Genomic DNA, 24,915 nt, shown 5'->3' on the forward strand with positions numbered 1-24,915 from the left:
GTGAAAAGCTAATAACAGCAGAGGAGTAACCGCCAGTGTTAAATGATATTGAGTTTATTGGCGGCTTCTCGGCTGAGATAGTGGATGATTACACCAAAGCTAAAAGTTATGTGCGCGATATTCCTACCCAAGCTTTGGTGTTTGTTCGCAGCTTTACCCATCAAGTCACTTCATTATTGGCTCAGAAGCAGTCGGTAAAATTTAATAGTCCCAACTTATATGATCGCATCGAGCAGTTAAATCGAATGCGCTTTATTGATGTGCCTACAACCAGAGCATTGCATCGACTGCGTAGTGACGGTAACCGCGGCGCACATCCAGAGAAATACCATTTAACCCAAGAGCAATTAGTCTCACTTGCTGAGAAAACGATTAAGAATATCTTGTCGTTAATCACCCTGCTTTATCCAAAAGTACACCGTAAAAAAGCGCCTGAATATCAATTTGAAGCGTTTGATTCGTTTGTTGGCCGTGAGCTTTGCTATCAAGCGGTGATGCATAACGATCATCAAGCTCAATATCTTGTGGGCATGTCTTTAAAATCAAAAGCGTTAATGCAGCAAGAACAAGAGCAGTCGCTTGATCAAAATGAGGCAGAGCATGCCGAATCAGTGAGCACATTCAAGCAAGCCGCGAACTGGTTTGAATTGGCATCTGAGCATCACCAGCAAGCACTATTTGAACATGGAGTGGCATTACTACATGGTTATAACGGCCATAAAAATGCCGTTGCAGGTGAGTTGGCGATTGAGCGTGCAGCCCAAGCAGATGTTGTTGAGGCCAAAGCGTTATTAGGTTTCTTCTACTTAGTTGGCAGTGAAAACTTTAGCCCAGACTTAGCAATAGCGGCAACTTGGTTAGAGCAAGCTGCATTGGCGGAAAATACCGAGGCGATGTCAAATCTCGGCGTGTTGTATTATCAGCAACAGCAACTGGATAAAGCGTTTGAGTGGATTAATAAAGCTGCCCAAGCAGGTTATCCTCATGCCCAGTATCACTTAGCCTTAATGTTATTTAACGGCGAAGGCTGTGAGGCTAATGCTAATACAAGCGAACATTGGTTAGCGGAAGCCGCCGAGCAAGGGCAACTTGATGCGATGTTTATGCGCGCACAACATATGCTAAATGATGATTCTGGTTTAGGCACCGATGTGTGTTTAGCTGAGCGATATTTACGTGATGTAATTAACTACGGCCGCAGTGTTCCCGCGATGATAGAGCTCAGTGTTGCATTGGCCGATGGCGTCTTTAAACGCATTGATGTGGTGGAATCAGCGTCACTGCTTAAACTTGCTAAACAATATGCAAATGATGAACAAGCTGAAATCATCGAGCCGATTTGGCAATCGCTTCAAATTCAAATTGATAATGTGATTGAACTTAAACCCAGTGATGAAGAGCTTAAATCCTTGATTCATGCACAAGGGATCTTGGCTTAATATTATTTTTGGGTTAGTTCATTTCTTTTTTATAAAGAAGATCAAAGTCGTGGAGCTTCGCCCCCGATCTTTTGCAAAGAGTGACTAAAGGGAAACAGCAGCTATCCTTTTTCGTTTATTTTAATGATACTTTTGCCGCTGCGACTAGTTTTATTCATCATTTAGAACCCAAACCCAAACCCAAACCCAAACCCAAACCCAAACCCAAACCCAAATCAAGATCGTGGCACTTCGCCCACTCCCGACGAAAGGGAAACAACAGCTTTTCCCTTTTCGGTCAGTTTCTTAAGCTATAACAAAGAGCCAAGCCGTTCCGGCGAAATTTAAAAAGCAAAATTTCCAACGGAAGTTATTTGAGCTTCTAATGCTGTCTGTAATCTGCCTCACCCATCTTCGAAAATCACTGTCGCTTCCGATGGGGCGTCCCTTCCCCTCGAAAGCTAGCTGGCCATCCATGGCCAGACTCACGGGATTTTTTTGATGGGCTCAATATCTATGAATACTTAGGCTTAATTCAAAAAACGATAACTTATTAATACTTACCACTTAGTTTTATCTAGAAATAAGAGATGAATTTGCAGGCTAAATGTTCTCCGTTTGAAGTATCCGAAAGCGTTAAGTTTATTTTCGTGAGCTCGGCATGGATGCCGAGATAGCCTTAGATTGAGCCATGGAAGGCGAATCTGAGGCGTTAGGAAATTCACTTATACGATTGAGGGAATAATACTTCAATGGAGCGGGTGGGTGATCCAAGAGGGAGTTGCCGTTCACTCCCTTTTGGTCTGGTGTGGGCGAAGCGCCACGACTTTAGTTCTTGACTACACTTAAATCTGGGTTATAAAAAAACACCGCCATTTGGCGGTGTTTTAATTTGTACTATAAATGTTTGAACGTCTTATTAAACATCATGGCCAATTAACCTTGGGGGAGCAAGGCTAACTGACCATATGAATGTTTAGTCTGCTTGATGCTCGAAAGTCCGGCCGCCTGATGATGGATTTGAGCGTTTAAACATTTCCGATTTATACAATGATTGCTCGCGCTCTACATTTGGATTATCACGGTACACTTCATCTTGCTGTGAACGGTTTCCGAAAATTGGCTGCATTTTAGGTGCTAGGTATTTACGGCCTAGTAAGTTAAGTCCGATAAAGCTCACTAGAGCGAATACCAGTAAAAATGGTAGCAATACAATCGTGGTAAGTGCGATAGCAATTATCGACAGTAGTGCTAAAAATGGGTGCATGGTGCCAACGCGTTGTTTGACCTGTGCTTGATTTACAAACTGATTAAAGTTCATTGATGTTCCTCAATTAAGCTGGCTGAGCGTGTATCAAAAGGGCGATGGATACAGTTTCAGCCTTTCATAAAATCACTTTTTACAGTGATGACAACTTCAGTGTGCAATAAAACACCTATTAACGTCACGTTAATCCTGATTAATGTTTGATTATGATAGCTACTCGCAACGTTTTAAAAACCATAAAAACTTGTATTAATGGCTGTTATTAATCTTATTTCAGCATTTCTATTTCAGTTTGATTGACTGCTTTAGCGACACTTTCACAAATCATGTTTCTTAGCCACAAGTGTCCAGGAGCTTGGCTGTTACGTTCATGCCATAACAACACATAAGCCATAGGCATAAAATCAAATGGCAACGGGATTTCTTCAAGGGGGTATAACTTGACAGCGTGCCGCGCAAAGCTCGATGGCAGAGTAAAAATGAGGTCGCTATGGGCGCAAATACTCGCCGCGCCATAAAAGTCTGGCACAGTAGTGCTGATACGACGGCGCAAATTGAGATCGGCTAAGTGATAATCTAATGCCCACCAATCATTGCCTTCACAGCGCACTTGTACATGGGACATGCTCAAATAGCTGTCTCTATCCCATTTTTTTTGTTTGATAGCGTCTAACATTGGATGATCTTTACGCACTAAACAGACTTGCTTATCTTTAAATAAGGTCTGATATTCAATGCCATCAGGCAGTTGCTCTATTTTTATATCAGCTTGAGGGTGCGTATCTCGACCGGCAATTCCAAAATCGATTTGGCCAAGTTGTAAGTCTTGGATTGATTTTTCGGTCCACACATATGAGTCGAGTTTGACGTTAGGTGCATCGTGTAAAATTCTGCCAATGAAATAAGGCAGTAATGTTTCGTAGGCACTCTCGACCATAGAAAACGAAAAATGCTGGTGACTGCTGGCTGGTATAAATGTCGGTGGTTGGGTCAGTTGATGTAAGGTCTGTAAAATTTGCGGTAACTGCAGTCCTAATTGCACCGCATGGGCTGTCGGCTTTAGACCATGAGCTGTTCGTTGGAATAGCGGATCATCAAGTGTGGTTCGCAAGCGATTAAGACTTTTACTCAACGCAGACTGGCTTAAGTGTAAGCGGCTTGCTGCGCGAGTGACGCTTTGCTCTTCAAGCAATACCTGCAAAATGACCAGCAAGTTTAAATCTATTTTGGCGAGATTATCGATATTCATGTGATATTCCTCAAAGGAAATTTACTTAGGAAATCATACCATTTCTATTCATACCATGAGTAGTCTAAAATGCGCTCCATAATTAACACCTAGGGCCTGTTGATCTTTGCTGGTTAAGTTTTGTTCGAAATAAAAGCGTTTTAATCGAGGCGAATGAATTGATGCCTAGTCATCTAAGCAAAGTTCATTCAACAAAGAGTAAAACGCTTTTAGTCGAACCCTTCGGGCAGAGTTTGTTGGTCATTTTTACTGCGTTATCGACTTTTTATGTAGAATAACTACACCACAAAGTCTCTGCCTTGTACAAATGACCAACAATTCGCTGCAAAAACAACCTCGAAAGATCAACAGGCCCTAGATAAAGAAAGAGTATAAAGAAAATGAGACGTAACTTGCTGCCAACACTGATGTTTATGGTGCTACTTAGCCCATTAGCCATCGATATTTACTTACCGTCAATGCCGACTATGGCAGTTGAGTATGGTGTAAGTGGTAGTCAGATACAGTCGACGTTGGTGTTGTTTTTATTTGCTATGGGTCTTGGGCAGATTTTGATTGGGCCGTTAGCTGACCGCTTTGGCCGCCGCCCAATTGCACTATTTGGTATTGTTTTGTACGGCATCAGCAGCCTCATTGGCGCAATGGCGCAAGAGTTTGAAGTATTACAAATTGCTCGTGTATTGCAGGGGTTAGCGGCTTGTTCAACCTCTATCGTGGTGTTTAGTGCGGTTCGCGACTGCTATAGCAGTAAAGAAAGCGTTAAAATGTACAGTTACCTTAATGGTGCGATTTGTGTGATACCAGCGTTGGCACCGACATTAGGTGGCTTATTGGCACTACAGTTTGGCTGGCGCTCAACCTTTATCTTTATGGCGCTATACGCCATTGTCGTATTAGCTATCGTGCTGTTGAAGTTCCCTGAAACTCGTCCTGAAAATACTGACACCAGCGGCGCTCTTTATCGCTGGGCTCGCTATAAACCAGTGTTAAGTGATGCACACTTCTTGTTTTATGCCAGCACTTGCATGGTCGCAATGGCGTCAATTGTTACCTACGTATCGTATTCACCTATGTGGCTAATCGGTGAGCTAGGGGTGAGTGAACTTGCCTTTAGTGGTTTATTTGGACTCAATGCTGCAGTGAATATTGCAGCGTGTTTTGCGGCGCCAGTGTTAGTGAAACATATTGGTAATCGCCCCGCTGTGGTGGTGGCACTATCAATGATGTTATTAGCTGCTGTGCTTGAAGTTGTGGTGCAATTAGCTGGGCCTCAATCAGGTTTAGCAGCTGGTTTTGGTTTCATGTTACCTATGATGCTGCTTTGTATTGGCTTTGCTATTTTGCTTGGCCCTGCCACTTCTATGGCGTTATCAGCCTTCGGTGAGCGAGCGGGTACTGCAGCAGCTATGTTAGGTTGTATTCAAATGAGTGGTGCGTCAGTGCTTGCTGGATTAGTGCAAATGACCGATCTAACCGCACCTTATGCTGTCGCCTTTTTAATGGGTGGTTTGTCTTTATTATTACTGGTGATGATGTCACTCAAAAGCCTAAGCCATTGGCATATGGAACAAGTGCAGCCAGAGCATTAATCCATTAGCACAAATGTGATTTAACAAAATGCCGCTGATTAATACCCAGCGGCATTGTTGTTTCTTTGTTTTGGTATTAGAAACGAGCGTTAATGGCGACACCGAAGGAGGTATTTGACTCACTGTCTACATAGGCTTGTTCTATCAAGGCTCTAGCAGAAATGTATTTAGAGAAATTCCAGAAATAACTCGTGCCGATTTTAAAATAATTGAAGCTATCAGAGTCATTGAAGTTATTATCATAGCTCTCATTGTAATGCTCATAGTCTCCCTGTGAGTCATTAACAGGTTGAATTAAGCGATTATATGATCCTTTGTAGTCATGATTTACAAATTCATAGCCAATACTCACAGCCCAAGCGTTTGTGACATACCAATCTGCATTAATTGCTAATTGAGTTTCCTTTATTGTTTGGTCGCTGTTCACATAGCTAGTCGCAAATATATAATCATTATTTACATTATCAATAGGAAAAATGCTGTCTCCATTGAATTCCTCTTCGGTTTTTGCGTAGCTTGCTATTGCTGTTAGCATCAAGCCTGAAGTAACCTCAAACGGTAAGTAATGTTCATATTTAGCTGAAAACCCATTGTGATCTACACTGCTTTTTGAGTTGCCAGTGGTTAAGCTAGTATAAGGCACTCTGCCTGATGTACTTGAAGTTTGCTCATAGGTTGAGTATGACAAGGTTAATTTAGTATATGGATTAAAATAGTAACCAGCATTGATTTCATAGGTATCTTGATCTTCATCATAATAATCAAACCAATCTCGCTCTGTTGTTACAAGAGAGTAAGCACCACCAATAAAAAAGCGCGAATCGAAAATATACTCACCCCTAAGGGCATATAGGTCTTGATGATCTGTTGTAGCGTAACGAGCAGAAACAACAGATGATTGGCTTAAATATGTTGCAAGTTCAAGAGGGACATCAGTTTGGTCTACGCCTTGAAAATAATAACTGTATTTACCACTCACTAAACCATCTGAGTTTTCACTGGTATCTAGAAAGCCTATTTCAGCTTCGTGATGAAATGTGTTTTCGGTACTATTCTCGGTACCAGAAGTGGATGATGTAGTGTCCTCTGCAAATGAGGCGCCACTTGCAAGGCAAAGGATCACTGAAAGTGATAACTTATTGATGGTCATAATTCTTCCTTGAGTTAAAATATATTCCTATTACAACACTAAATATAAAACTGCTTTAGCTAATTTAGTGTTTCCATATTACACATAGTTTCTTTTATTTCAATAGGCTACAAACCAAATGGGTAGAACTTATTGTCCACAATGTGCTTATCCGCAGTCAGCCTGCATATGCGGTAGTGTGTCTCCAATGACAGTTAAGACAGAAGTGATTGTGCTGCAGCATCCTTCTGAAGTTGAACATGCCAAAAACACGGTGAAGTTATTGTGTTTAACCTTGCCAGCGACGAAAGTGGTGGTGGGTGAAACGGCGGATGACTTTGCTGAGCTGCAAGTTTATTTAAAGGAGGCAGGTAAACCGGTTTATTTAGTTTATCCTAGTGAAACCAGTCAAAGCGCCGCTGACTCTGGTGCCCCTGAAGAGTGCATTATCTTATTGATTGATGGCACTTGGCGCAAAGCCTTTAAAATGCTCCAGCTAAACCCATGGTTATTGGAGTTACCTGCGCTGCATATTGAGTTTGAAGGGATATCGCAATATCGAATTCGCAAAGCAAAGCGTAGTGATAGTTTATCAACCCTAGAAGCAACAGCGTATATGCTTCAAGCTATCAGCCCATTAATGGATATTGCGCCTATGTTTGCAGCCTTTGATGCAATGGTGCAACATAAGCTAGATGCGATGCCTGCAGCCGTGCGTGCTCGCTATGTTCAAGAGAAATAGCAGCAACAAAAACAAGGAAGATAATGAATATGTTGAACCGTATGATGGCAATGGCTTTTATGAGTTTGATACTCGCAATCTCTTTTACTGCAATAGCCAATGATAAGCCACGCCTAACCTTATCCCAGCAAGCTGATCAAGGCCGAATTGATTCTAAAAAGACTGAGCAAAGTCAGTTAGAAAAAGCTCGAAAAGCCGCCAGCGATACCCAATCTCGCGAGCAAGAAGTTCTAGAACGCCAAGAGTCAGGCGAATGGGAAAAAGAACAAATAGAGAAGTCCCAAGCTCAGTTTAAAGAGCGAGAGTCTCGCGCTGATAAATACCTGCGCGAAGCCAAAGAAGCCGCAGCTAAAGAACGTAAAATTGAAGAGCAAGATTAACTTATAACGCTTTTATATCCTTCGGTCTGTTCATTTGCTACAAACTCTAAGTAATTGTTGATGCTAGCTAAATTATCTTCATGATAATGAGAGACATATAACAGCTGGCTCAAGTTTTCCCGTGCAATCAACTCAAGGGTATTTCTCACTAACCTTATCCCCAAGTAATCTAATCCTTGATAGGGCTCATCTAATATTAATAATGTAGGTTGTTTTACCAAGGCTCGAGCGATTAACAATAGTCGTTGCTGACTATAATCTAGTTGCTTGATAGGTGTGTTAGCCAATGCTTCCATGTGTAAAATCGTTAACCAATCTTTAGCCATGTCTAACTGGGGGGCAGTGGCTTTTTGGTAAAGGCCAATTGAGTCATAAAAACCTGAGAGGATCACATCAATAGCGCTACAGTTAACGCGATATTGCAGATGTAATGCTGATGACACCATGCCGATATGTTGTTTAATTTCCCAAATGGTTTCGCCACTACCACGCTGCTTGCCAAAGATCTGTATATCGTTGCTATAGCATTGCGGATGGTCACCAAATATCAAACCTAATAAGGTACTTTTCCCACAGCCATTAGGGCCTTTGACCTGCCAGTGTTGGCCATTATCAATGCGCCAATTCACGTCAGTGAAAATGGTTTTATCACTATAGGCGACTTTGCCATTTTTCAGTTCAAATATCGGATTTTCAAACTTGCTTTGGTGACGGTGTCGTTGCATCAGCGCTAGCATTAATTCACTTTGTACCTTAGATTGCGACTTAATTTGCCCGATAACAGGGTGACTATTCCAGCTGGATTTATCCATAACAGTGTCTAATTTCCCATGGCTGAATATCGCCACTTGTTCAATCCATTGAGGCATATCTTCTTCACGAGAAAATATCACCATCATGGGAATTGGTAACTGATTTAAATAAGTTGTAAGTGATGCTCTGTGGTCGATATCTAATCCTGCAAATGGGTTATCCAGTACTAAGAAATCCGGCTGAGAGGCAATGGCACGAGCCAACATGACACGGCGGGTTTCACCTGTTGATAGCTCTCGAAACCCACAATCTTTAAGATGCTGCAAATCTAACTGAGTGAGTAACGTTTCAAGTAGCGCACTGTTTGCCTGGGGCGGTATCTGCTGGCTGATAAGTTGAGTAACTGTGCTGCCGGTATCAATTACATTGAGAAAGTCGGTGTCATCATGTTCAATTTCTAAAGCCAATAACCTTTGCTGCTCTGCTAGTGAAACTTGCGCAATGTTATTAGATGATTTTTGTAAGCGACCAGAGGTGATTTCAATGGTTTGATGAGGGATATTATTGCTTGCACATAGTAAGTCACCAATGACTGAACCTATGTCGTTATGGGCACAGAAAACGGCCCATGACTGATTTTGAATATGCCAATCAGCGATGTCGAGACTGACATTACAACTCTTGGCAGTAAGCTCACTAAACTTTATATCCATTAACCTTAACCCTTTAATATTTTGCTGTTGGTCAGTTTAAAATCACCATTACACTATCTATTTGAAGCATAACAAGGTGATGAATAAAGCCATAATATTGTTTATTTATAAGATGGAGGGCATACGTAGTAAACAAATCGAAACAATTTCTTCAGCCTTGCTGTAACAAATTATTTAACAACTTCGGCTAGACACTGTAGATTAAATCGCAACAAAAACGATAATAACCATGGATGATTTATGCGCCTCACGACTCTCGCACTGTGCCTTGCGACACTTTCTGCTACTTTTGCCCCATCAATATTGGCTAAAACCCCTGATGCAGCTCAGCTAGCCGCCGATGTTGAACAAAAAGTGATTGAGTGGCGCCGCGACTTACATCAACACCCTGAGTTATCTAATCGTGAATTTAGAACCAGTAAAGTCATTGCCGCTCACCTTGAATCTTTAGGTTTAGAGGTGCAAACCGGCATAGCTCATACAGGGGTGGTAGCGATATTAAAAGGCGCCAAGCCTGGTCCGCTTATTGGTATTCGCGCTGACATGGATGCGCTGCCAGTAACTGAAGAAGTGGACTTACCGTTTGCATCAAAAGCCACTGATACATATCGAAATCAAACCGTTGGTGTGATGCATGCCTGTGGTCATGATACTCATGTGGCTATGTTAATGGGCGTTGCTGAAAACTTAGTAAAATCTCAATCAAGCCTTTCTGGTGATGTGATGTTTATCTTTCAGCCTGCCGAAGAAGGTGCCCCAGCGGGTGAAGAAGGTGGTGCGGAGTTAATGCTTAAAGAAGGCTTATTTGCTAAGCGCAAACCTGATCAAGTCTTTGGTATGCATGTCACTTCAAGTTTGCCTACTGGTGTGATTGGCCTTCGTTCAGGCCCTGCAATGGCATCAGAAGATTCTTTCACTATTACCGTTAAAGGTCGCCAAACTCATGGTTCACGACCTTGGGGTGGCGTTGATCCTATTGTGGCATCAGCGCAAATCATTAATAGCGTACAAACCATTATTAGTCGTCAGGTTGATGTTACCAAAGCGCCAGCTGTCGTCAGTTTTGGGGCGATTAATGGCGGCATTCGTTCAAACATTATTCCTGATGAAGTGGAACTAATTGGTACAATTCGTACTTTTGATCAAGATATGCGTGCAGAGATAAAAGTAAAGCTTGCTGAAATCGCAGAGCTTTCAGCCAAAACATTGGGTGCAACAGCAATTACCGAGATTGATGCGGGCTACCCTGTTACGGTCAATGACCCACAACTCGTTGCCGATATGCGCCCAGTGATCCGCAGTGTAGTAGGCAAAGACAATTTGATTGAACCTGGACTGATTACGGGCGCAGAAGATTTTTCATATTACGCGCTAGAAACACCCGGTTTATTTTATTTTCTTGGCGTGACCCCAGCAGGGAAAGATCCTGCCACGGTTGCAAGTAATCACTCACCGTCATTTTATGTGGATGAAAGCGCACTAAAAGTTGGTGTTCAAACGATGACACAAGTTGCCTTAACGGCATTAGGCGCAACGCAATAGACAGCGCAATGTCGTATTTTACAATTGATAAAAGGAAGCAATCATGACACGCACAATAGCCGCGTTAGTGGTATTACTGACAACTTGGGTAAGTGGCGCAGCGAATGCCACCACCCAAGAGGATGTGAATACATTTACATTAGATAACGGCATGAAGATTATGGTGCTAGAAGATAGCAGCATTCCCAACGCCAATATGTACTTGTTTTGGAAAGTCGGCTCACGTAACGAAGTACCTGGTATCACGGGTATTTCACACTTTTTTGAACACATGATGTTTAACGGTTCTAAAAAGTTTGGCCCTAAAATGTTTGACCGTACGATGGAAGCGGCTGGTGGTGCGAATAACGCGTATACCACTGAGGACATCACGGTTTATACCGATTGGTTCCCTGCTAACGCATTGGAAACCATTTTTGATTTAGAAGCCGATCGAATTGCCAATTTGGATATTAATCCTGAAATGGTCGAAAGCGAGCGAGGTGTGGTGCAGTCTGAACGTACGACAGGGCTTGAAAATTCAAACTGGCGCACCATCCAAGAAGAAGTAAAAAGTGCGGCATTTAGAGCACACCCTTATAGCTGGTCGGTGATTGGCCATGAATCAGATATCGCCGCTTGGAGTTTAGAAGATTTACAGCAATACCATAAAACTTATTATGCGCCGAATAATGCAGTAGTCGTTATCGCTGGTGATGTGAAAGTTGCTGAAGTGAAAAAACTGGCTAAGCAATATTTTGGCGTTATTCCAGCGCAAACCCCGCCGAAATCAGTACGCACCGTTGAGCCTTTGCAAAAAGGCGAGCGCCGTGTATTTGTTGAAAAAGCATCTGTGAGCACACCGAATGTGATGCTGGCTTACCATGTTCCTTCAACTAAACATGAAGATTATTATGCTCTTGATTTACTGAATACCATTTTCAGTGAGGGCAATAGCTCACGTCTTTATCAAGGTTTGGTCGATAAACAAATCGCATCTAATGTCTTTTCTTATTTGCCAATGTCATTTGACCCTAACTTGTTTTACTTCATGGGTGTCGCAAATTCAGGTGTTGATGCCGTGCAGTTAGAAGCCAATATGATTGCTGAAATTAATCGCATTAGCTTAGAAGGTGTTACGCAAAATGAGCTTGAAAAAGTGAAAAACATTAAGCTAATGAATTTTTACCGCACCATGCAAACCATTAATGGCCGTGCTAACACTTTAGGGCGTTATGAGCTGTATTTTGGTAGCTATGAAAATCTATTTAGTGCGCCAGAAGCTTATAACAAGGTGACTGTTGAAGACATTCAGCGAGTTGCACAAACTTATTTACGTAAAGCCAATCGCACAGTGGGTGTGTTAGCTGCAACAGAAGGAGCTGACCAATGATTTCATTATCAAGATTTAGCAAAAATACCACAGCATCTGCGATAGCACTGGCTTGTTCGTTAGCGATAACAGGCTGCGCCAGTACCAATGACACTGCGCAAACAGTCGATACTGGCAGTTTTAGCATGCCGCAATATGAGTCGATGACCTTAGACAATGGCCTTAAAGTTAACTTTATGGTGCAGTCAGAAGTGCCGATTATTAATGTGAATGCGGTCATACGTGCAGGTGCTGTTAATGACACCACTTCAGGTGTTTCTTACATGACAGCCAAAAGCTTATTACTTGGTGCTGGCGGTAAAACGAAAGCGGAAATAGAGCAAACCATCGACTTTTTAGGTGCGAGTTTAAATACCGCATCAGGCCGTGAAAGCACATTAATTGCTGCTGATTTTATGAGTAAGGATGTAGATACGGTTCTGGCGATAATGCAAGACGTACTCATGTCGCCTGACTTTGATAGCGCTGAATTTGAAAAGCTGAGGCAGCGTGAAATTGTTGGCTTATCACAAGCGAAAGAGAGCCCACGAGCAGTAATTGGCCGATACTACAATAAAATGGTCTTTGGCCAGCACCCGTATGCGAATCCAACAACAGGTAATAGCACCTCACTAGCTGAGATTAATATTGCCCAGCTGCGAGCATTTCACAAAAGCTATTATCAGCCAAGTAACATGGCCATTAATGTTGTCGGCGACTTTGACGCAGCTGAAATGAAAGCGAAATTAACCCAAGCCTTTGGTAGCTGGCAAGGCACTGAAAAAGCGGTGCAACCTGATTTAACCCAAGGTTTACCAAAGTTATCATCGAGTAAAGTCCTGCTGGTGGATAAGCCTGATGCCATTGAGACCACCTTCATTTTTGGTGGCTTAGGGATCCGTCGTGATAACCCTGACTATGTCGGCTTAACCGTAGTGAATACCATTTTAGGTGGCCGTTTTACCTCATGGTTAAATGATGAGTTACGTGTCAATGCTGGTCTTACTTACGGTGCTCGTTCAGGTTTTAATGCTTATTCTGATGCTGGCACATTTCAAATAAGTACCTTCACAAAATCTAGCACCACTAAAGAAGCAATGGATTTAGCCTTAAAAACCTATGCGCGTTTATGGGAGCAAGGTATTGATCAACAAACGTTAGATTCAGCCAAAGCATATGTAAAAGGCCAGTATCCACCCAAGTTTGAAACAGGTGGCCAGCTAGCTGAACTCATGGCTGATATGTATATCTACAAGTTTGATGATTCGTTTATCAATCAATTCCAAGCTAAGGTCGATGGTTTAACGCTAGAAGAAACTCAGCGTTTAGTCAGCACTTACTTCCCGCAAGATAATTTGCAGTTTGTATTGATTGGTAATGCTGAAAAAGTGGCAGATATTGCCAAAGAGTACGGTGAAGTGACTCAAATTAAGATGACGGATGTCGGCTTTGGTCAATAATTCACGACCATAAAGTTTGAACTGGTTAATTGGAAATGCCTTTCATCTAAGATGAAAGGCATTTTTTATTGCAATCCATTAGCTTACAAACGGAATGCACTTAAAAAATAACGCTTTTTAAAAACCTAAATTTGAAAAAACAGCTGAAATAAAATAGTGTTCTTGCTAGTTCATCGTTGAAGTGAAAGGTTGCGCCGTTGATGTTGTATCAAACTGTCTTAATGGCAGGTAAAAATCTGCTTATGTTAACCATGGTATTGATGGCCGTGATAATGACACCTGCTGCGATTGCGGCCAAAGTGGATATCAGTCAGTTTTGCCCAGTACTTGATGGCGATTGGGAAGGTTCAGCGGCTAAAAGTGGTGTCGCGCCAAGACATGTGACCACAGCGGCGATTTGCTCATCAGACAAGCGGAATTTGATGCTGACAGTGAGTCGTGGCGACAGTAACCCAAACAGTGAAGTGTGGTGGTTTAGAGCACAAGGTAATGATGTGCTACTGACCTACACTGATGGGGTGGGTGAAGATCGTGAGCAATTATTCAGTTTATATCAACGGGGAAATAGCTTTACGTTTTTAGGCAAAGGGCAAATGAATCAGCGCCCTGCATTAATCAGGTTAAGGTTTGAGCCCAAATCTTCGGTCGGTTCTAAAGAGGAACAAGCTAGCTATGGTAGCTGGCTGTGGCGTCAAAGCGCTCACTATCTCGATGATGATAGCGAGCAATATCAGTTAATTCGTGCGATAGAGCTGCGGCCTGTAGCTCCATAATTCATGAATGTTTTCACGATTAACTCTTTTCTTATATAAGAGCTATTCAGCGCCTGCGTAATCAAGCTGACGCCAAGCTTCATAGCTAATAATGGCCACTGAGTTAGACAGGTTTAAGCTGCGATTACTCGCCGCCATTGGGATGCGCAGACGTTGACTGGTCGGAATCGATTCAATAATCTCCATCGGTAGTCCACGGGTTTCTGGGCCAAATAACAACACATCATCTTTGGCAAATGCCAATTCACTATGCGGGCGACTGCCTTTAGTGGTGCACGCCATAATGCGTTTTCCTGCCATTGCTTCTAGAAATGCTTCAAAGTTTTTATGGCGAGTAATATTGGTTAAATCTGAATAGTCTAACCCTGCACGGCGCAGTTTCTTTTCTTCTAAATCAAAGCCTAGTGGTTCAATCAAATGAAGTTTTGCGCCATTGTTAGCACATAGGCGGATAATATTGCCGGTATTTGGGGCGATTTCTGGTTCATAAAGAGCAATATTAAACATGGGCGTTACCTTGATTGAGTGAGCTCGGAATTATACGCAAACATTCTAGGCTGTGAAAGACATGATGAATTTAGTCTGTATAACAGATTAAATCCATCACGCTTAATGAGGGATGTACGTCGTTGACCCGTTGAGCGGAATAAAGCTCAACACTAACTCAGCATTTTTAAAGGTAAGCGGATCTTGACCTGTAAGCCTTGTGGTTCAAGGTTGCTGGCAATGATTTCCCCTTGATTTAACTTAATTGCTGCTTGAGTAATGGCTAAGCCTAAACCCCAACCGCCAGATTCACGAACACGTGAACTATCAGGGCGATAGAAAGGTTTAAATATCTCTTCAAGCTCAGCGTCGTCAATACCTGGACCATTATCACTAATGGTGATCAGGATATGGCTTTTCTTTTGCACTGCATTAATCGTAACCCTGCTATCAGCATATCGAATCGCATTACGCAGTACGTTTTCGATGGCGCGCGATAAAGATTTTGGATAGTGGTCTAAGCTGATTGATTCAGGGATATCAATTTCTAATTGCTTCTGCTGTTGCTCGGCTTCAAATTCAGCATCATCAAGGATTTGGCTTAATGATTCAGCCAACTCTAAATGGACTTTATTCTCATTGTTACTGATGGTGACACGAGACAAGGTGAGTAGCTCTGAAATCAAATCCTCTAGTTGCTCGGCTTCGTAACCAATACGCTCAATTTCAACACTACTTTGCTCTTTTTTACGAGCAAGCGCTAAGGATAACTGTAATCGCGTCAGTGGGGTTCTTAGTTCATGGGAAATATCGCCCATGAGCCTTTGTTGATTGTTAATCATGGTTTCGATAGCGTCGGCCATGCTATTAAAGGCTTGTGCTAACTCGCCAATTTCATCGCCACGGGTGGCAACTTTTTTATCAACTCGGCTAGATAAGTCACCGCCAGCAAGGGCATTAGAACTTTGCTTTAGTGAACGAAGTGGCTTTCCTAAGTTCCATGCTAACAATCCGCACAAAACACCAGACATCAACATTGCAATGATGACTGTGAGTAACTTGTGGTCGTTAAAAAAGAAAAACCAAGGCTTAGGGTGATTATCAGCGATACGGCTGTAAACTCGGTATTGACGCTCACCAGCGATAAAGGTGTATGGGCCAAAGATAAGCTCGGTGCGAAACTGATGACTTATCGGTTCTTTGTGGTCTTCACTTAACAGCAAAAACTCACGAAAAGTACGAGGCACTTTTTGATGATTTATGACCCGACTTTCATCGTCAAGAATATAAAACTTGAGCGCTTTACCTTCAGGACTGCGATGACGGTTGAGTTTTTTTAACGCACGAGTATTTTCCAGTAGCTCTGGTTCTTCGATCAAGTGCTTCGCTACTCGTTTGAGAAGGTGCTCTTGTTTATGGGAAAGCGGCTGTTGATCGTGATTTTGTTGTAAAAAAGGCAGCACGCCGACAAAGCCAATGATTAACGAACTGCATAACCAAAAGCCCAGCAGCAATTTAACAAATAAACGGTTTATATAAGGTAATAACGTCATTATGGGATCCAGATATACCCTTTGCCACGAATGGTTTTCACCCTTGGACGACCATCTTTACGCTCAGGTAACTTCTTGCGCAAATTGGATAAATGCATATCTAAACTACGATCAAATGGCATTAATTTTTTGCCTAATACGGTTTCACTTAGCTGCTCTTTAGTGACCAAATCACCGGCTTGGGTAATTAAGCTGTGCAGTAGTGAGAACTCTGTGCCCGTGAGAATAATAAGCTGTTCATTACAGTAAAGCTCTTGTCTGGCCTGATCTAAACTCAAATCACCAAAAGAGATTGTATCTTGTTCACCACTATCGGCTTGGGTAAGGGCTGAGCGGCGCAAAATCGCGCGCATACGGGCGATTAGCTCACGATCATTAAACGGTTTTGGTAAGTAGTCATCAGCGCCAATTTCAAGGCCAACCACACGGTCAATTTCATCACCACGAGCCGTCAGCATTAGCACTGGGGTTTGCTTTTGGGTTCTGAGAGCACGCAAAACTTCAAAGCCGTTAAGCTTTGGCAACATGACATCAAGTAGGATTAAATCAAAATCTTGATTTTGTGCATAATCAAGGCCTTGTTGGCCATCAAATGCTTGGGTTAAATCAAACCCTTCAAGTTCTAGAAGTTGGGCTAATAATTCTGACAAGCCTGCGTCATCATCAACTAATAAAATTCGACTCATTGGTATCCTCACTCATTTATTAACCACACTATATAACGAATGAGGAACCAAGGTTAGTAACATTGCACTCTTTTACAAATTGGTCAGTGCTACTTGAATGAGATAGACCCCCTCTACGGTTGAGTATTCAACTGGTATTTGCCATCAGTGCGGATATAAATTGTCGCGCCATTTTCTGCGGCTTCGATGTTATGTGAGAATTGACCAGTTGAGCCGAAGTAACTACCTGCATTAAGGGCTTTAGCGTTATCTGTTTTTGCTGACTGATATTGTAAATTTCCTGCAATCACTATACCGCGAAATTCCTCAGCATCGACGTCGATTTCTCCTTTGTAACCAGCGGGGATTTTGACCATAGTGCCGCCAAGTTGTCCATCGGCGTTACTGCCCCATAACGCAGTCATTTGCACATCATTGCCATTAATAAAGCTAACATCAGTTGGATTTAACCACACATGATTTGATTCATGAAGATTAATTGGCTTTTCTCCACTATCAAAATGCTGATCCGATGGCTTGACAAGATAAGGGCCGCTATCGATTTCTAAGAAAATTGTATTGGCTTCACCATTGGCTGACGTGATGTGGTTTTCGCCAGCGGGTTGAGTCCAAAATGAACCAGTAGGCATCCACATCGTTGCTGCATCAGGGTCGTCATTATGCATTTGTCCCTTAATCACTACACCGCGATAGGTAATGTTGTGAATGTGCGGAGGCGACGAGAAGCCTTTATTGAATTTAACCAGCATGCCAGTAGGCATATTTTTAGTGCGGTCGCCCCATAGATTAGCAGCCCCTGGGCTTTTATCACCACGAAGTGGGTTTAGATATCCCCATTGAATTTCACTGCTGCTAATGACTTCAGATTGGAGTTGAGTGGTTTTAGCTATCGCTTGTGTGGCTGAAAAGCTGCCTAAAATAGCAATAGAAATAACGAAAGGAGATAGGTTCATTATAAAAGTCCGCCAGTGGTGTTTTATCAAAACAATATTGATCAATTAATTCTAGTGAATAGATTTAAATCAGAAACAGGCTAAAGCTATAAACACTATCGTGTTATTTTTGATAATCGATCTTAGCAGTTGATTCTGTACTTTTGATTCTGACTAATTGGAAATGCCCTATTGGCAATGATCTGTTGGCAATTCCCTATTGGCAATGGCCTATTGGCAATGGCCTATTGGCAATGGCCTATTGGCAATGGACTATGGAAATGACCAAGGCTATCATTTTTACAAAAAAGCGAACCTGTTTCAGGCTCGCTTTTTTTGAAGAATTGAAAGACTGTTGCTTATAAATCCTTGGGTTATTTCTGCATATAACGCTTAATTTTAACCACAATAAACGTCAATAAAATTGAGCCCGCAATTAATCCAACTGAGAACACCACGTTTTGCAGTGCCATAGGATTAATGACCAACATACTGCCTAAACCTAGCATCATAATGCCAGACATGAGTTTAAGCACTTCACCTTCTTTTTCGGTCAGCTTACGCTTACCTAAAGTCGCTGAGAATACGATAACAATAGTCGCCAATGGAATAACATAAATTATATTATAGGCGATTAAATACATATAGCGTTCAATAGTATCTAAGCCTGAAATCGACAATACGGAGGTGTAAATCATTGGAAAACCCGCAGTACACAATAATTCATAGGCATTAGCGAGGATTGCTAATATGGTTGAGCCAATGATCAGTGTTGGCAAGGAGCTGGTTTTAGACAGTTTCCCCATGCGCTTGATTAGGCTACCTCTATTTTCAACTGACATCGATAAGCTGACATCCCCTTTGCCATAGAAGAAGTCTTTAATATTGACCCCCGCAGCGACTAAAGCGAGTAAACCTGCACCTGTGATAATCCAGCCACCATCGCCACCGCCTAGTAGAATGAACAGGTTGAGCCATGCACTCATAAAGATGAAGTAAATAAAGCCTGAGAAAAACACAAAAATCCCGCCGACCAATAACATGCGCTTGCGACTGCCAGCATTCACCATAATGCTTAGTAAAAATAGCAAGACGAAAAAGGCGCATGGGTTAAAGGCGTCAACACCTGCGAGCACCAATGTCAGTACAGGTAATGACATCTTTTCGGGTTGTACAGCACCAATTAATGGAATATCTACGGGTTGCACATGAGGCGTGTTATCAGCTTGATTAAGGTTTGAAGTACTGGTGTCTGGATCTAAGTCTAAACCACAGGTACTTGGGTTGTTTGGATCTGAGCCATCAGAACAGGTTTCAAATAATGGCGAGTTGGCCGTTGATTTATCCTCGTAAAAGTCTGCCATTAAATCTTGGCTATCTTTTGCTGCATGAGCGTTACCGCCATTACGTTGGTAGCAAGCTTCTAACCGTTCAAGGATATATCGACCCGTTACGTCATGACTGTTATAGCCTAAAATCGCTTCGCCACAGACGGCAAAGTAGGGCACAGACTTAGGCTCAACGCCTGTGTGTTTGCCCATTTCCATTAACTTGTCGACATTACCTGGTTCACTGATGAGGTAGTCTTCAAGGTTTATCCAGCTGTAACGTTCTGCAAGAGCATCAATAAAAGGATGGGCTTCACGACAGTGTGGGCAAGTCGATGACCAGAAAAAATGTAAGTTTACCGAGGGTTCGGCGGTTGTTTTGTTGACCCAAATATCAGACTCATCTGCTTGGGCTAGGCCTGACACTGAAACTAACAGGCTAAATAAAATCATCATGCGGGTGAAAAACTTGCTCATCCATAACCTCAACTAATACACCTAAAAGAATTTACCAGAAGCTCAGTACCCTTGATGAAAGTGTGAGGGAAAACTGAGACTTCAATGTTATCTCTGATACAAAACATTACTGTTTGTTCAGTATGGAAATTATTCTTGTTTATATACGTGAACTGGCTCGCATATCTGTTTGATGAAATGAGTTTGTATCTGAATTTGAGATCTTTACATAGCTTTACCGACACATAACCCTTGCTGACATTGCATTCGCTAAACTAGCTTCATACCAAAAACGACTTCAAAGGATTTGTTAGTCAGCTTGGTATAGCAACACCAAATTCAGTTAGCGATGCGAGTTAACCCATGTGTTCAAGCGTCGTGACTTATTCACACAGAATGTATTAAGCAAACAAATAGGTGACATTATGAAATCACGTTTAACAGTAAAAAGCAGTTTAATCGCTCTTGTCGCTTCTTCTGCGTTATTAGCGGGCCAAGTATATGCAACGAGCACTGCAGAGACGACAGCTCAAACTGAGCAGACTCAACAAAAAGGTGAGCGCGGCGGTAAACACCACGGCAAGAGCATGCATAAGAGTGTGCGCAAAATGCTTCGCTCATTGGATTTAACCGAGACGCAGAAAACTGACGTTAAAGCAGTTTTTGAAAAGTACAAAGAAGATAAAGCTGACCGTCCATCTGCTGAAGAGCGTGCAGCACATAAAGCTGAAATGCTAGCGCTGATTAGCAATGCTAACTTCGACGATGCTCAAGCTGATGCCATTATTGATGCTAAGCAACTTAAGATGAAAGAAGGCATGAAAAACTTCATGAAAATGCAAAACGAAATCTATCAATTACTGACAGATGAGCAAAAAGAGAAGTTTGACTCACGTTTTACTAAAGTTAAAAGTAAAGGTCGTCGTTAATCGGTAACTGACTCAGCTATAATAGAGGTCATTACCTTGCTGATTAATGCGTGATCACCTCTATTATGACAAAAGATTCAGAGTACGATTTTTGGGTTAAACTAGCTAGCCGCGCTGCAGTGGCTACAGCCCTAATCCTAATCGTGATAAAGTTGCTCGCTTGGCTCTATTCAGGGTCAGCGAGTATGCTTGCATCATTAACCGACTCGTTTGCTGATGCATTAGCTTCCATCGTTAACTTCATTGCTATTCGCTATGCCATTTTACCCGCAGATGACGACCATCGTTACGGGCATGGTAAAGCCGAACCCCTTGCTTCGCTTGCCCAGTCTGCCTTCATTTTAGGTTCAGCATTTTTATTAATGTTTTATGGTGGAGAGCGCCTATTTAATCCGGTGGAAGTTACCCATGCAGGTTTAGGTGTGGTGGTGTCGATTATTGCCTTAATCATGACTTTTGCCTTGGTGCTGCTACAAAAGAAAGCCTTAGCTAAAACCAATAGTACGGTAGTTGAAGCCGACTCGTTACATTACAAGTCGGACTTATTCCTAAATGGTGCGGTGTTGTTAGCGTTAGTACTGGCACAGTATGGCTGGTGGTGGGCGGATGGTTTATTTGCGGTATTAATTGCTTTGTATATTGGTCATCAAGCTGTTGATTTAGGTTATCGCTCAATTCAGTCATTGCTTGATCGAGAGCTAGATGAAGCAACTCGTGAGCAGATTGTCGAGATTGCCAAACAAGATAAGCGTGTGCATGGCATTCATGATTTGCGTACCCGTCAGGCGGGTAAAACGACTTTTATTCAGTTCCATATTGAGCTTAAAGGATCGTTATTATTACGTGAGGCGCATGAAATTACTGATAAAACCGAACAACGACTGCGAGATGCTTTTGATAGTGCTGAAGTGATCATTCACCAAGACCCAATTAATTAGATTATTAAAGAGCATCATTTGAGTTAATGCGTCGCATCAAAATATAAAAATGCCGCCAACAATTGAATTTGCTGGCGGCATTTTTTCAGTATATGTTTTTCAATATACTCAATACATCAATCAGTATTAATAACCTAACTGACGAAATTGTTCAGTGGCTGCAGTGACAATATTTTCAATCGTATTATCGACATTGACGGTCACGACTAAGGCTTCTTGGCTGGGACTCTCTAAGGTCGAAAATTGACTATCAACCATGTTCTGTTTCATAAAGTGACCGCTTCTGGCCTGCATTCTTGCCAAGATAAGCTCGTAGCTGCCTTCTAAATACAGAAAGGCGACTTGTTGATTACCGTCTCGAATCGTATCACGGTATTGCTGCTTTAACGCCGAGCAGACAATAATGGCAGTTTCGTTTTTCGATTCGATACTGTATGCGGCGTCTCGAACACGTTCCAACCATGGTGCCCTGTCATCATCATTAAGTGGCTCGCCACGAGCCATTTTTTGAATATTGGCACGTGGGTGTAAGTCATCACCATCAATAAACTTGGCATTTAAGCGAGTTGCTAACTTTTCACCAACGGTGCTTTTACCACATGCACATACACCCATCACAATAATGGTTTTACCGGTCATGTACTTTCCTTAAGTTAAGGATGTTCTATGTTCTAGCTTCTGGGTTCTCAACTGTGACCCTTAATGCAGTATTGAGTATTGTTTTAAGTTTCAGTGAGCCTTTTGCAGTTAATCCATTTCTAGTTCTTTCAATTTACGCGTTAAGGTGTTTCGCCCCCAACCTAAGCGTTTTGCAGCTTCTTGTTTATGACCTTGAGTATGTTTAAGCGCTGTTTTTAATAGAATTCGCTCAAAGGCAGGTTGCACTTCGGTGAGTAAATCACTTTCACCAGCGGCCAGTTTCTCATCTATCCACTGGGTCAATGCGACTTGCCAATCAGATACGCCATTCACTCTCTCGCCAGCACTGACAGGATCTTTTAGTAATTCTGTTGGTAAGTCTTGTGGCAGGATTTCTTGTCCTGATGCCATAACGGTTAACCAGCGGCAGGTATTTTCAAGTTGTCTAACGTTGCCTGGCCAAGGCAATTGCTCAAGTTTGGTGGCAGTTTCTTTGGTGAGTATTTTCGGTTCTACGCCAATTTCTTTTGCTGCAGAGACTAAGAAGTGAGTTGCCAGTTGAGCAATATCTTCACGACGTTGTGAAAGCGGTGGCAGGTGGACTCGAATGACATTAAGGCGATGGAATAAATCTTCACGGAAATCGCCTTTTTGCACCAATAACTCTAAGTCTTGATGCGTGGCGGCAATAATTCGCACGTCCACTTGCACAGCAATATGGCCACCGACGCGATAGAATTGACCATCAGCCAGAACACGCAATAAGCGGGTTTGTACATCAAGGGGCATATCGCCAATTTCATCTAAGAATAAGGTACCACCGTTAGCTTGTTCAAAGCGTCCTTGGCGTACGTTGGCAGCCCCAGTAAAGGCGCCTTTTTCATGTCCGAACAGTTCTGATTCAATTAAATCTTTCGGGATGGCAGCCATGTTTAATGCAATAAAAGGGCTGTCTTTTCTTGGGCTGTGTTTGTGTAGAGCGCCTGCAACCAGTTCTTTACCGGTACCCGATTGACCATTAATTAATACGCTAATTGATGAACGTGATAGGCGGCCGATAGCTCTGAATACTTCCTGCATCGATGGCGCTTCACCAATGATCTCCGGTGTTTTGACCACTTCTGGCTCTTCGCTTGGGACTGGCACTTGCTCCGTTGCATGGGTAAGTGCACGCTCAACCAGTGCGATGGCTTCATCAATATCAAATGGCTTAGGTAAATATTCAAATGCACCAGCTTGGTAAGCGCTGACGGCACTGTCTAAATCAGAATGGGCGGTCATGATGATGACTGGAATATGCGGGTAGTGCATTTGTAAGCGATCAAGCAATGTCAGTCCGTCGGTACCAGGCATACGAATATCCGACACAATCACGATTGGTTGTGAGATCTCTAATGCTTGCCACAATGACTCCGCAGCTGCAAAGCTGGCAGTGGATATTTTAGCGCCGAGTAGCGCTCTTTCTAATACCCAGCGAATTGAACTGTCGTCGTCGAGGATCCAAACTTGTTCGCTTATATTCATGTTACTTCCTCTATGGCCATCAATGGCACGTTATTGTAATGGCAGGATAATAGTAAATTCAGTGTGTCCTGGCGCCGATACACAATCGATTCGACCTCCATGTAGTCGAGCAATATTGTGTGCAATGGAGAGCCCTAATCCTGAGCCCTCTTCGCGACCCGTTACCATAGGGTAAAATAGGGTATCTAATAGTTCGGCAGGGATCCCAGGGCCGTTATCTATAATGGATAATGCAAGTACCAGTTTATATCGCTGAGTTCCAATGGTGACCTGATGTTGAGTGCGAGATCGAATTAAGATTTCCCCACCTTCGACTTCCAATGCTTGAGCCGCGTTTTGGACTATATTAAGCACTGCTTGTTGCAGTTGGTCGGCATCCATACTCATATCTGGAATTGATGGATCGTAATCGCGGGCGAGTTTGACCTTTTCAGGCAAAGCTAACTCGGTCAACTTTAAGACTTTCTCCACCACTTGATGAATATTATGTTCTGTATGCTGTGTAGGGCGCTGTGGCCCTAATAACTTATCGACGAGATTTCGCAGTCGATCTGCTTGCTCAATAATCAGATCAGTAAACTCTTTTAACTCGGGCTCAGCTAATTCTCGCGACAATAATTGGGCTGCACCACGCAGGCCGCCTAATGGGTTTTTAATCTCATGGGCGAGATTACGCACTAAAAACTGTGCAGCTTGTTGTTGGGCATCAAGATTCAGTTGTTGGTGAATGCGATGTTGTTGATCGACCTGACGTAACTCTAATAAGCTGAGGTTATCTTCGCTTTCCATTGGGATTAAAGTGATATCGATAATATGGTGCACGCCATCTAAGGTGATGAGCGAGGCAGTATTGATGGTTATGCCCTGATTGGCATTAACTGAATCAATCAGTAATTGAATCTCAACTCCCATAGATTGATATAGCTCTGGGAGGCGCTGTTCCACTAGTTTGTTTGCACCAACACCAAGCAGCTGTTCTGCTGCCGCATTGGCATAGTGAGGCCGTAATTCGCTATCAATAACGAAAACTGCGGTAACTAAATGATTCAGCAGATTATTTGTGTCCATCAATTGTCCT

22 protein-coding genes and 1 pseudogene are annotated in these 24,915 nt (G+C 42.5%); 11 read left to right on the top strand and 12 right to left on the bottom strand.

Going from position 1 to position 24,915, the window contains the following annotated elements:
- Positions 1–35: 35 nt before the first annotated feature.
- The gene (locus tag BCU84_RS03650; RefSeq protein WP_102526749.1) at positions 36–1,439 is read left to right on the top strand and encodes a tetratricopeptide repeat protein; all 1,404 of its coding nucleotides are present in this window, start codon (positions 36–38) and stop codon (positions 1,437–1,439) included.
- Between the two features lie 955 nt (positions 1,440–2,394).
- Here the strand turns inward: BCU84_RS03650 and BCU84_RS03655 are convergent.
- Positions 2,395–2,739 (bottom strand): hypothetical protein, encoded by a 345-nt coding sequence (locus tag BCU84_RS03655; RefSeq protein WP_102526750.1) that lies wholly within the window; start codon positions 2,737–2,739, stop codon positions 2,395–2,397.
- A 214-nt stretch (positions 2,740–2,953) separates the two neighbouring features.
- Positions 2,954–3,934, bottom strand: coding sequence for a LysR family transcriptional regulator (locus BCU84_RS03660; protein WP_102526751.1), 981 nt, complete (start codon positions 3,932–3,934; stop codon positions 2,954–2,956).
- Between the two features lie 161 nt (positions 3,935–4,095).
- Between BCU84_RS03660 and BCU84_RS20930 the strand changes: the two are divergent.
- Positions 4,096–4,296: pseudogene (locus tag BCU84_RS20930) on the top strand (hypothetical protein).
- Between the two features lie 18 nt (positions 4,297–4,314).
- Positions 4,315–5,523, top strand: a complete 1,209-nt coding sequence (locus BCU84_RS03665; RefSeq protein ID WP_102526752.1) for a multidrug effflux MFS transporter — start codon at positions 4,315–4,317, stop codon at positions 5,521–5,523.
- A 76-nt stretch (positions 5,524–5,599) separates the two neighbouring features.
- On the opposite strand, the gene BCU84_RS03670 is transcribed toward BCU84_RS03665, so the two are convergent.
- Positions 5,600–6,673, bottom strand: coding sequence for a putative porin (locus BCU84_RS03670; RefSeq protein ID WP_102526753.1), 1,074 nt, complete (start codon positions 6,671–6,673; stop codon positions 5,600–5,602).
- Between the two features lie 118 nt (positions 6,674–6,791).
- On the opposite strand from BCU84_RS03670, the gene BCU84_RS03675 reads away from it, so the two are divergent.
- Together BCU84_RS03675 and BCU84_RS03680 are read left to right on the top strand one after the other, a co-directional pair.
- Positions 6,792–7,394, top strand: coding sequence for a tRNA-uridine aminocarboxypropyltransferase (locus BCU84_RS03675; RefSeq protein ID WP_102526754.1), 603 nt, complete (start codon positions 6,792–6,794; stop codon positions 7,392–7,394).
- Positions 7,395–7,417: 23 nt separating this feature from the next.
- On the top strand, positions 7,418–7,774 hold the full coding sequence (locus BCU84_RS03680) for a hypothetical protein (RefSeq protein WP_229371782.1): 357 nt from the start codon (positions 7,418–7,420) through the stop codon (positions 7,772–7,774).
- On the opposite strand, the gene BCU84_RS21095 is transcribed toward BCU84_RS03680, so the two are convergent.
- Positions 7,771–9,240, bottom strand: a complete 1,470-nt coding sequence (locus tag BCU84_RS21095; protein ID WP_102526755.1) for an ATP-binding cassette domain-containing protein — start codon at positions 9,238–9,240, stop codon at positions 7,771–7,773. The two genes, BCU84_RS03680 and BCU84_RS21095, sit on opposite strands and share 4 nt — an antisense overlap.
- 240 nt (positions 9,241–9,480) lie before the next feature.
- Between BCU84_RS21095 and BCU84_RS03690 the strand changes: the two genes are divergently transcribed.
- From BCU84_RS03690 to BCU84_RS03705, 4 genes are all read left to right on the top strand, one after another.
- Complete coding sequence (locus BCU84_RS03690) at positions 9,481–10,782, top strand: amidohydrolase (RefSeq protein WP_102526756.1); 1,302 nt, start codon at positions 9,481–9,483, stop codon at positions 10,780–10,782.
- A gap of 43 nt (positions 10,783–10,825) precedes the next feature.
- Positions 10,826–12,154: a pitrilysin family protein gene (locus tag BCU84_RS03695; RefSeq protein WP_102526757.1), complete on the top strand. Its 1,329-nt coding sequence runs from the start codon at positions 10,826–10,828 to the stop codon at positions 12,152–12,154.
- Positions 12,151–13,593: a pitrilysin family protein gene (locus BCU84_RS03700; RefSeq protein WP_102526758.1), complete on the top strand. Its 1,443-nt coding sequence runs from the start codon at positions 12,151–12,153 to the stop codon at positions 13,591–13,593. The genes BCU84_RS03695 and BCU84_RS03700 overlap by 4 nt, the downstream gene beginning before the upstream one ends.
- Positions 13,594–13,793: 200 nt before the next feature.
- Complete coding sequence (locus tag BCU84_RS03705; RefSeq protein WP_102526759.1) at positions 13,794–14,366, top strand: hypothetical protein; 573 nt, start codon at positions 13,794–13,796, stop codon at positions 14,364–14,366.
- A 42-nt stretch (positions 14,367–14,408) separates the two neighbouring features.
- Here BCU84_RS03705 and trmL read toward each other — a convergent pair whose 3' ends face one another.
- From trmL to BCU84_RS03730, 5 genes are all read right to left on the bottom strand, one after another.
- The gene (trmL, locus tag BCU84_RS03710) at positions 14,409–14,873 is read right to left on the bottom strand and encodes a tRNA (uridine(34)/cytosine(34)/5-carboxymethylaminomethyluridine(34)-2'-O)-methyltransferase TrmL (protein ID WP_102526760.1); all 465 of its coding nucleotides are present in this window, start codon (positions 14,871–14,873) and stop codon (positions 14,409–14,411) included.
- Between the two features lie 152 nt (positions 14,874–15,025).
- Positions 15,026–16,405: an ATP-binding protein gene (locus tag BCU84_RS03715; RefSeq protein WP_102526761.1), complete on the bottom strand. Its 1,380-nt coding sequence runs from the start codon at positions 16,403–16,405 to the stop codon at positions 15,026–15,028.
- The gene (locus BCU84_RS03720) at positions 16,405–17,091 is read right to left on the bottom strand and encodes a response regulator (RefSeq protein ID WP_102526762.1); all 687 of its coding nucleotides are present in this window, start codon (positions 17,089–17,091) and stop codon (positions 16,405–16,407) included. The genes BCU84_RS03715 and BCU84_RS03720 overlap by 1 nt, the downstream gene beginning before the upstream one ends.
- A 113-nt stretch (positions 17,092–17,204) precedes the next feature.
- On the bottom strand, positions 17,205–18,044 hold the full coding sequence (locus BCU84_RS03725) for a DUF4437 domain-containing protein (protein ID WP_102526763.1): 840 nt from the start codon (positions 18,042–18,044) through the stop codon (positions 17,205–17,207).
- A gap of 353 nt (positions 18,045–18,397) precedes the next feature.
- Positions 18,398–19,828, bottom strand: a complete 1,431-nt coding sequence (locus BCU84_RS03730) for a cytochrome C biosynthesis protein (protein ID WP_102526764.1) — start codon at positions 19,826–19,828, stop codon at positions 18,398–18,400.
- A gap of 404 nt (positions 19,829–20,232) precedes the next feature.
- Between BCU84_RS03730 and BCU84_RS03735 the strand changes: the two genes are divergently transcribed.
- Both BCU84_RS03735 and BCU84_RS03740 read left to right on the top strand, forming a co-directional pair.
- Positions 20,233–20,736, top strand: a complete 504-nt coding sequence (locus BCU84_RS03735; protein WP_102526765.1) for a Spy/CpxP family protein refolding chaperone — start codon at positions 20,233–20,235, stop codon at positions 20,734–20,736.
- A 65-nt stretch (positions 20,737–20,801) separates the two neighbouring features.
- On the top strand, positions 20,802–21,674 hold the full coding sequence (locus BCU84_RS03740; RefSeq protein WP_102526766.1) for a cation diffusion facilitator family transporter: 873 nt from the start codon (positions 20,802–20,804) through the stop codon (positions 21,672–21,674).
- Between the two features lie 126 nt (positions 21,675–21,800).
- Here the strand turns inward: BCU84_RS03740 and BCU84_RS03745 are convergent, their stop codons facing one another.
- From BCU84_RS03745 to glnL, 3 genes are all read right to left on the bottom strand, one after another.
- Entirely contained in the window at positions 21,801–22,313 is a 513-nt protein-coding gene (locus BCU84_RS03745) for a gluconokinase (RefSeq protein ID WP_102526767.1), read from the bottom strand.
- A 108-nt stretch (positions 22,314–22,421) separates the two neighbouring features.
- A complete protein-coding gene (gene glnG, locus BCU84_RS03750) occupies positions 22,422–23,837 on the bottom strand; it encodes a nitrogen regulation protein NR(I) (RefSeq protein ID WP_102526768.1) in 1,416 nt (471 codons plus the stop codon).
- Between the two features lie 30 nt (positions 23,838–23,867).
- A complete protein-coding gene (glnL, locus tag BCU84_RS03755; protein ID WP_102526863.1) occupies positions 23,868–24,905 on the bottom strand; it encodes a nitrogen regulation protein NR(II) in 1,038 nt (345 codons plus the stop codon).
- Between the last annotated feature and the right edge of the window lie 10 nt (positions 24,906–24,915).

Source organism: Shewanella sp. 10N.286.51.B7, assembly GCF_002873615.1.
Taxonomy (GTDB): domain Bacteria; phylum Pseudomonadota; class Gammaproteobacteria; order Enterobacterales; family Shewanellaceae; genus Shewanella; species Shewanella electrodiphila.

Coding starts and splice junctions, on each gene's coding strand:
- BCU84_RS03655 (WP_102526750.1), bottom strand. CDS start 2,739: ATGAACTTTAATCAGTTTGTAAATCAAGCACAGGTCAAACAACGCGTT.
- BCU84_RS03660 (WP_102526751.1), bottom strand. CDS start 3,934: ATGAATATCGATAATCTCGCCAAAATAGATTTAAACTTGCTGGTCATT.
- BCU84_RS03665 (WP_102526752.1), top strand. CDS start 4,315: ATGAGACGTAACTTGCTGCCAACACTGATGTTTATGGTGCTACTTAGC.
- BCU84_RS03670 (WP_102526753.1), bottom strand. CDS start 6,673: ATGACCATCAATAAGTTATCACTTTCAGTGATCCTTTGCCTTGCAAGT.
- BCU84_RS03675 (WP_102526754.1), top strand. CDS start 6,792: ATGGGTAGAACTTATTGTCCACAATGTGCTTATCCGCAGTCAGCCTGC.
- BCU84_RS03680 (WP_229371782.1), top strand. CDS start 7,418: ATGAATATGTTGAACCGTATGATGGCAATGGCTTTTATGAGTTTGATA.
- BCU84_RS21095 (WP_102526755.1), bottom strand. CDS start 9,240: ATGGATATAAAGTTTAGTGAGCTTACTGCCAAGAGTTGTAATGTCAGT.
- BCU84_RS03690 (WP_102526756.1), top strand. CDS start 9,481: ATGCGCCTCACGACTCTCGCACTGTGCCTTGCGACACTTTCTGCTACT.
- BCU84_RS03695 (WP_102526757.1), top strand. CDS start 10,826: ATGACACGCACAATAGCCGCGTTAGTGGTATTACTGACAACTTGGGTA.
- BCU84_RS03700 (WP_102526758.1), top strand. CDS start 12,151: ATGATTTCATTATCAAGATTTAGCAAAAATACCACAGCATCTGCGATA.
- BCU84_RS03705 (WP_102526759.1), top strand. CDS start 13,794: ATGTTGTATCAAACTGTCTTAATGGCAGGTAAAAATCTGCTTATGTTA.
- trmL (WP_102526760.1), bottom strand. CDS start 14,873: ATGTTTAATATTGCTCTTTATGAACCAGAAATCGCCCCAAATACCGGC.
- BCU84_RS03715 (WP_102526761.1), bottom strand. CDS start 16,405: ATGACGTTATTACCTTATATAAACCGTTTATTTGTTAAATTGCTGCTG.
- BCU84_RS03720 (WP_102526762.1), bottom strand. CDS start 17,091: ATGAGTCGAATTTTATTAGTTGATGATGACGCAGGCTTGTCAGAATTA.
- BCU84_RS03725 (WP_102526763.1), bottom strand. CDS start 18,044: ATGAACCTATCTCCTTTCGTTATTTCTATTGCTATTTTAGGCAGCTTT.
- BCU84_RS03730 (WP_102526764.1), bottom strand. CDS start 19,828: ATGAGCAAGTTTTTCACCCGCATGATGATTTTATTTAGCCTGTTAGTT.
- BCU84_RS03735 (WP_102526765.1), top strand. CDS start 20,233: ATGAAATCACGTTTAACAGTAAAAAGCAGTTTAATCGCTCTTGTCGCT.
- BCU84_RS03740 (WP_102526766.1), top strand. CDS start 20,802: ATGACAAAAGATTCAGAGTACGATTTTTGGGTTAAACTAGCTAGCCGC.
- BCU84_RS03745 (WP_102526767.1), bottom strand. CDS start 22,313: ATGACCGGTAAAACCATTATTGTGATGGGTGTATGTGCATGTGGTAAA.
- glnG (WP_102526768.1), bottom strand. CDS start 23,837: ATGAATATAAGCGAACAAGTTTGGATCCTCGACGACGACAGTTCAATT.
- glnL (WP_102526863.1), bottom strand. CDS start 24,905: ATGGACACAAATAATCTGCTGAATCATTTAGTTACCGCAGTTTTCGTT.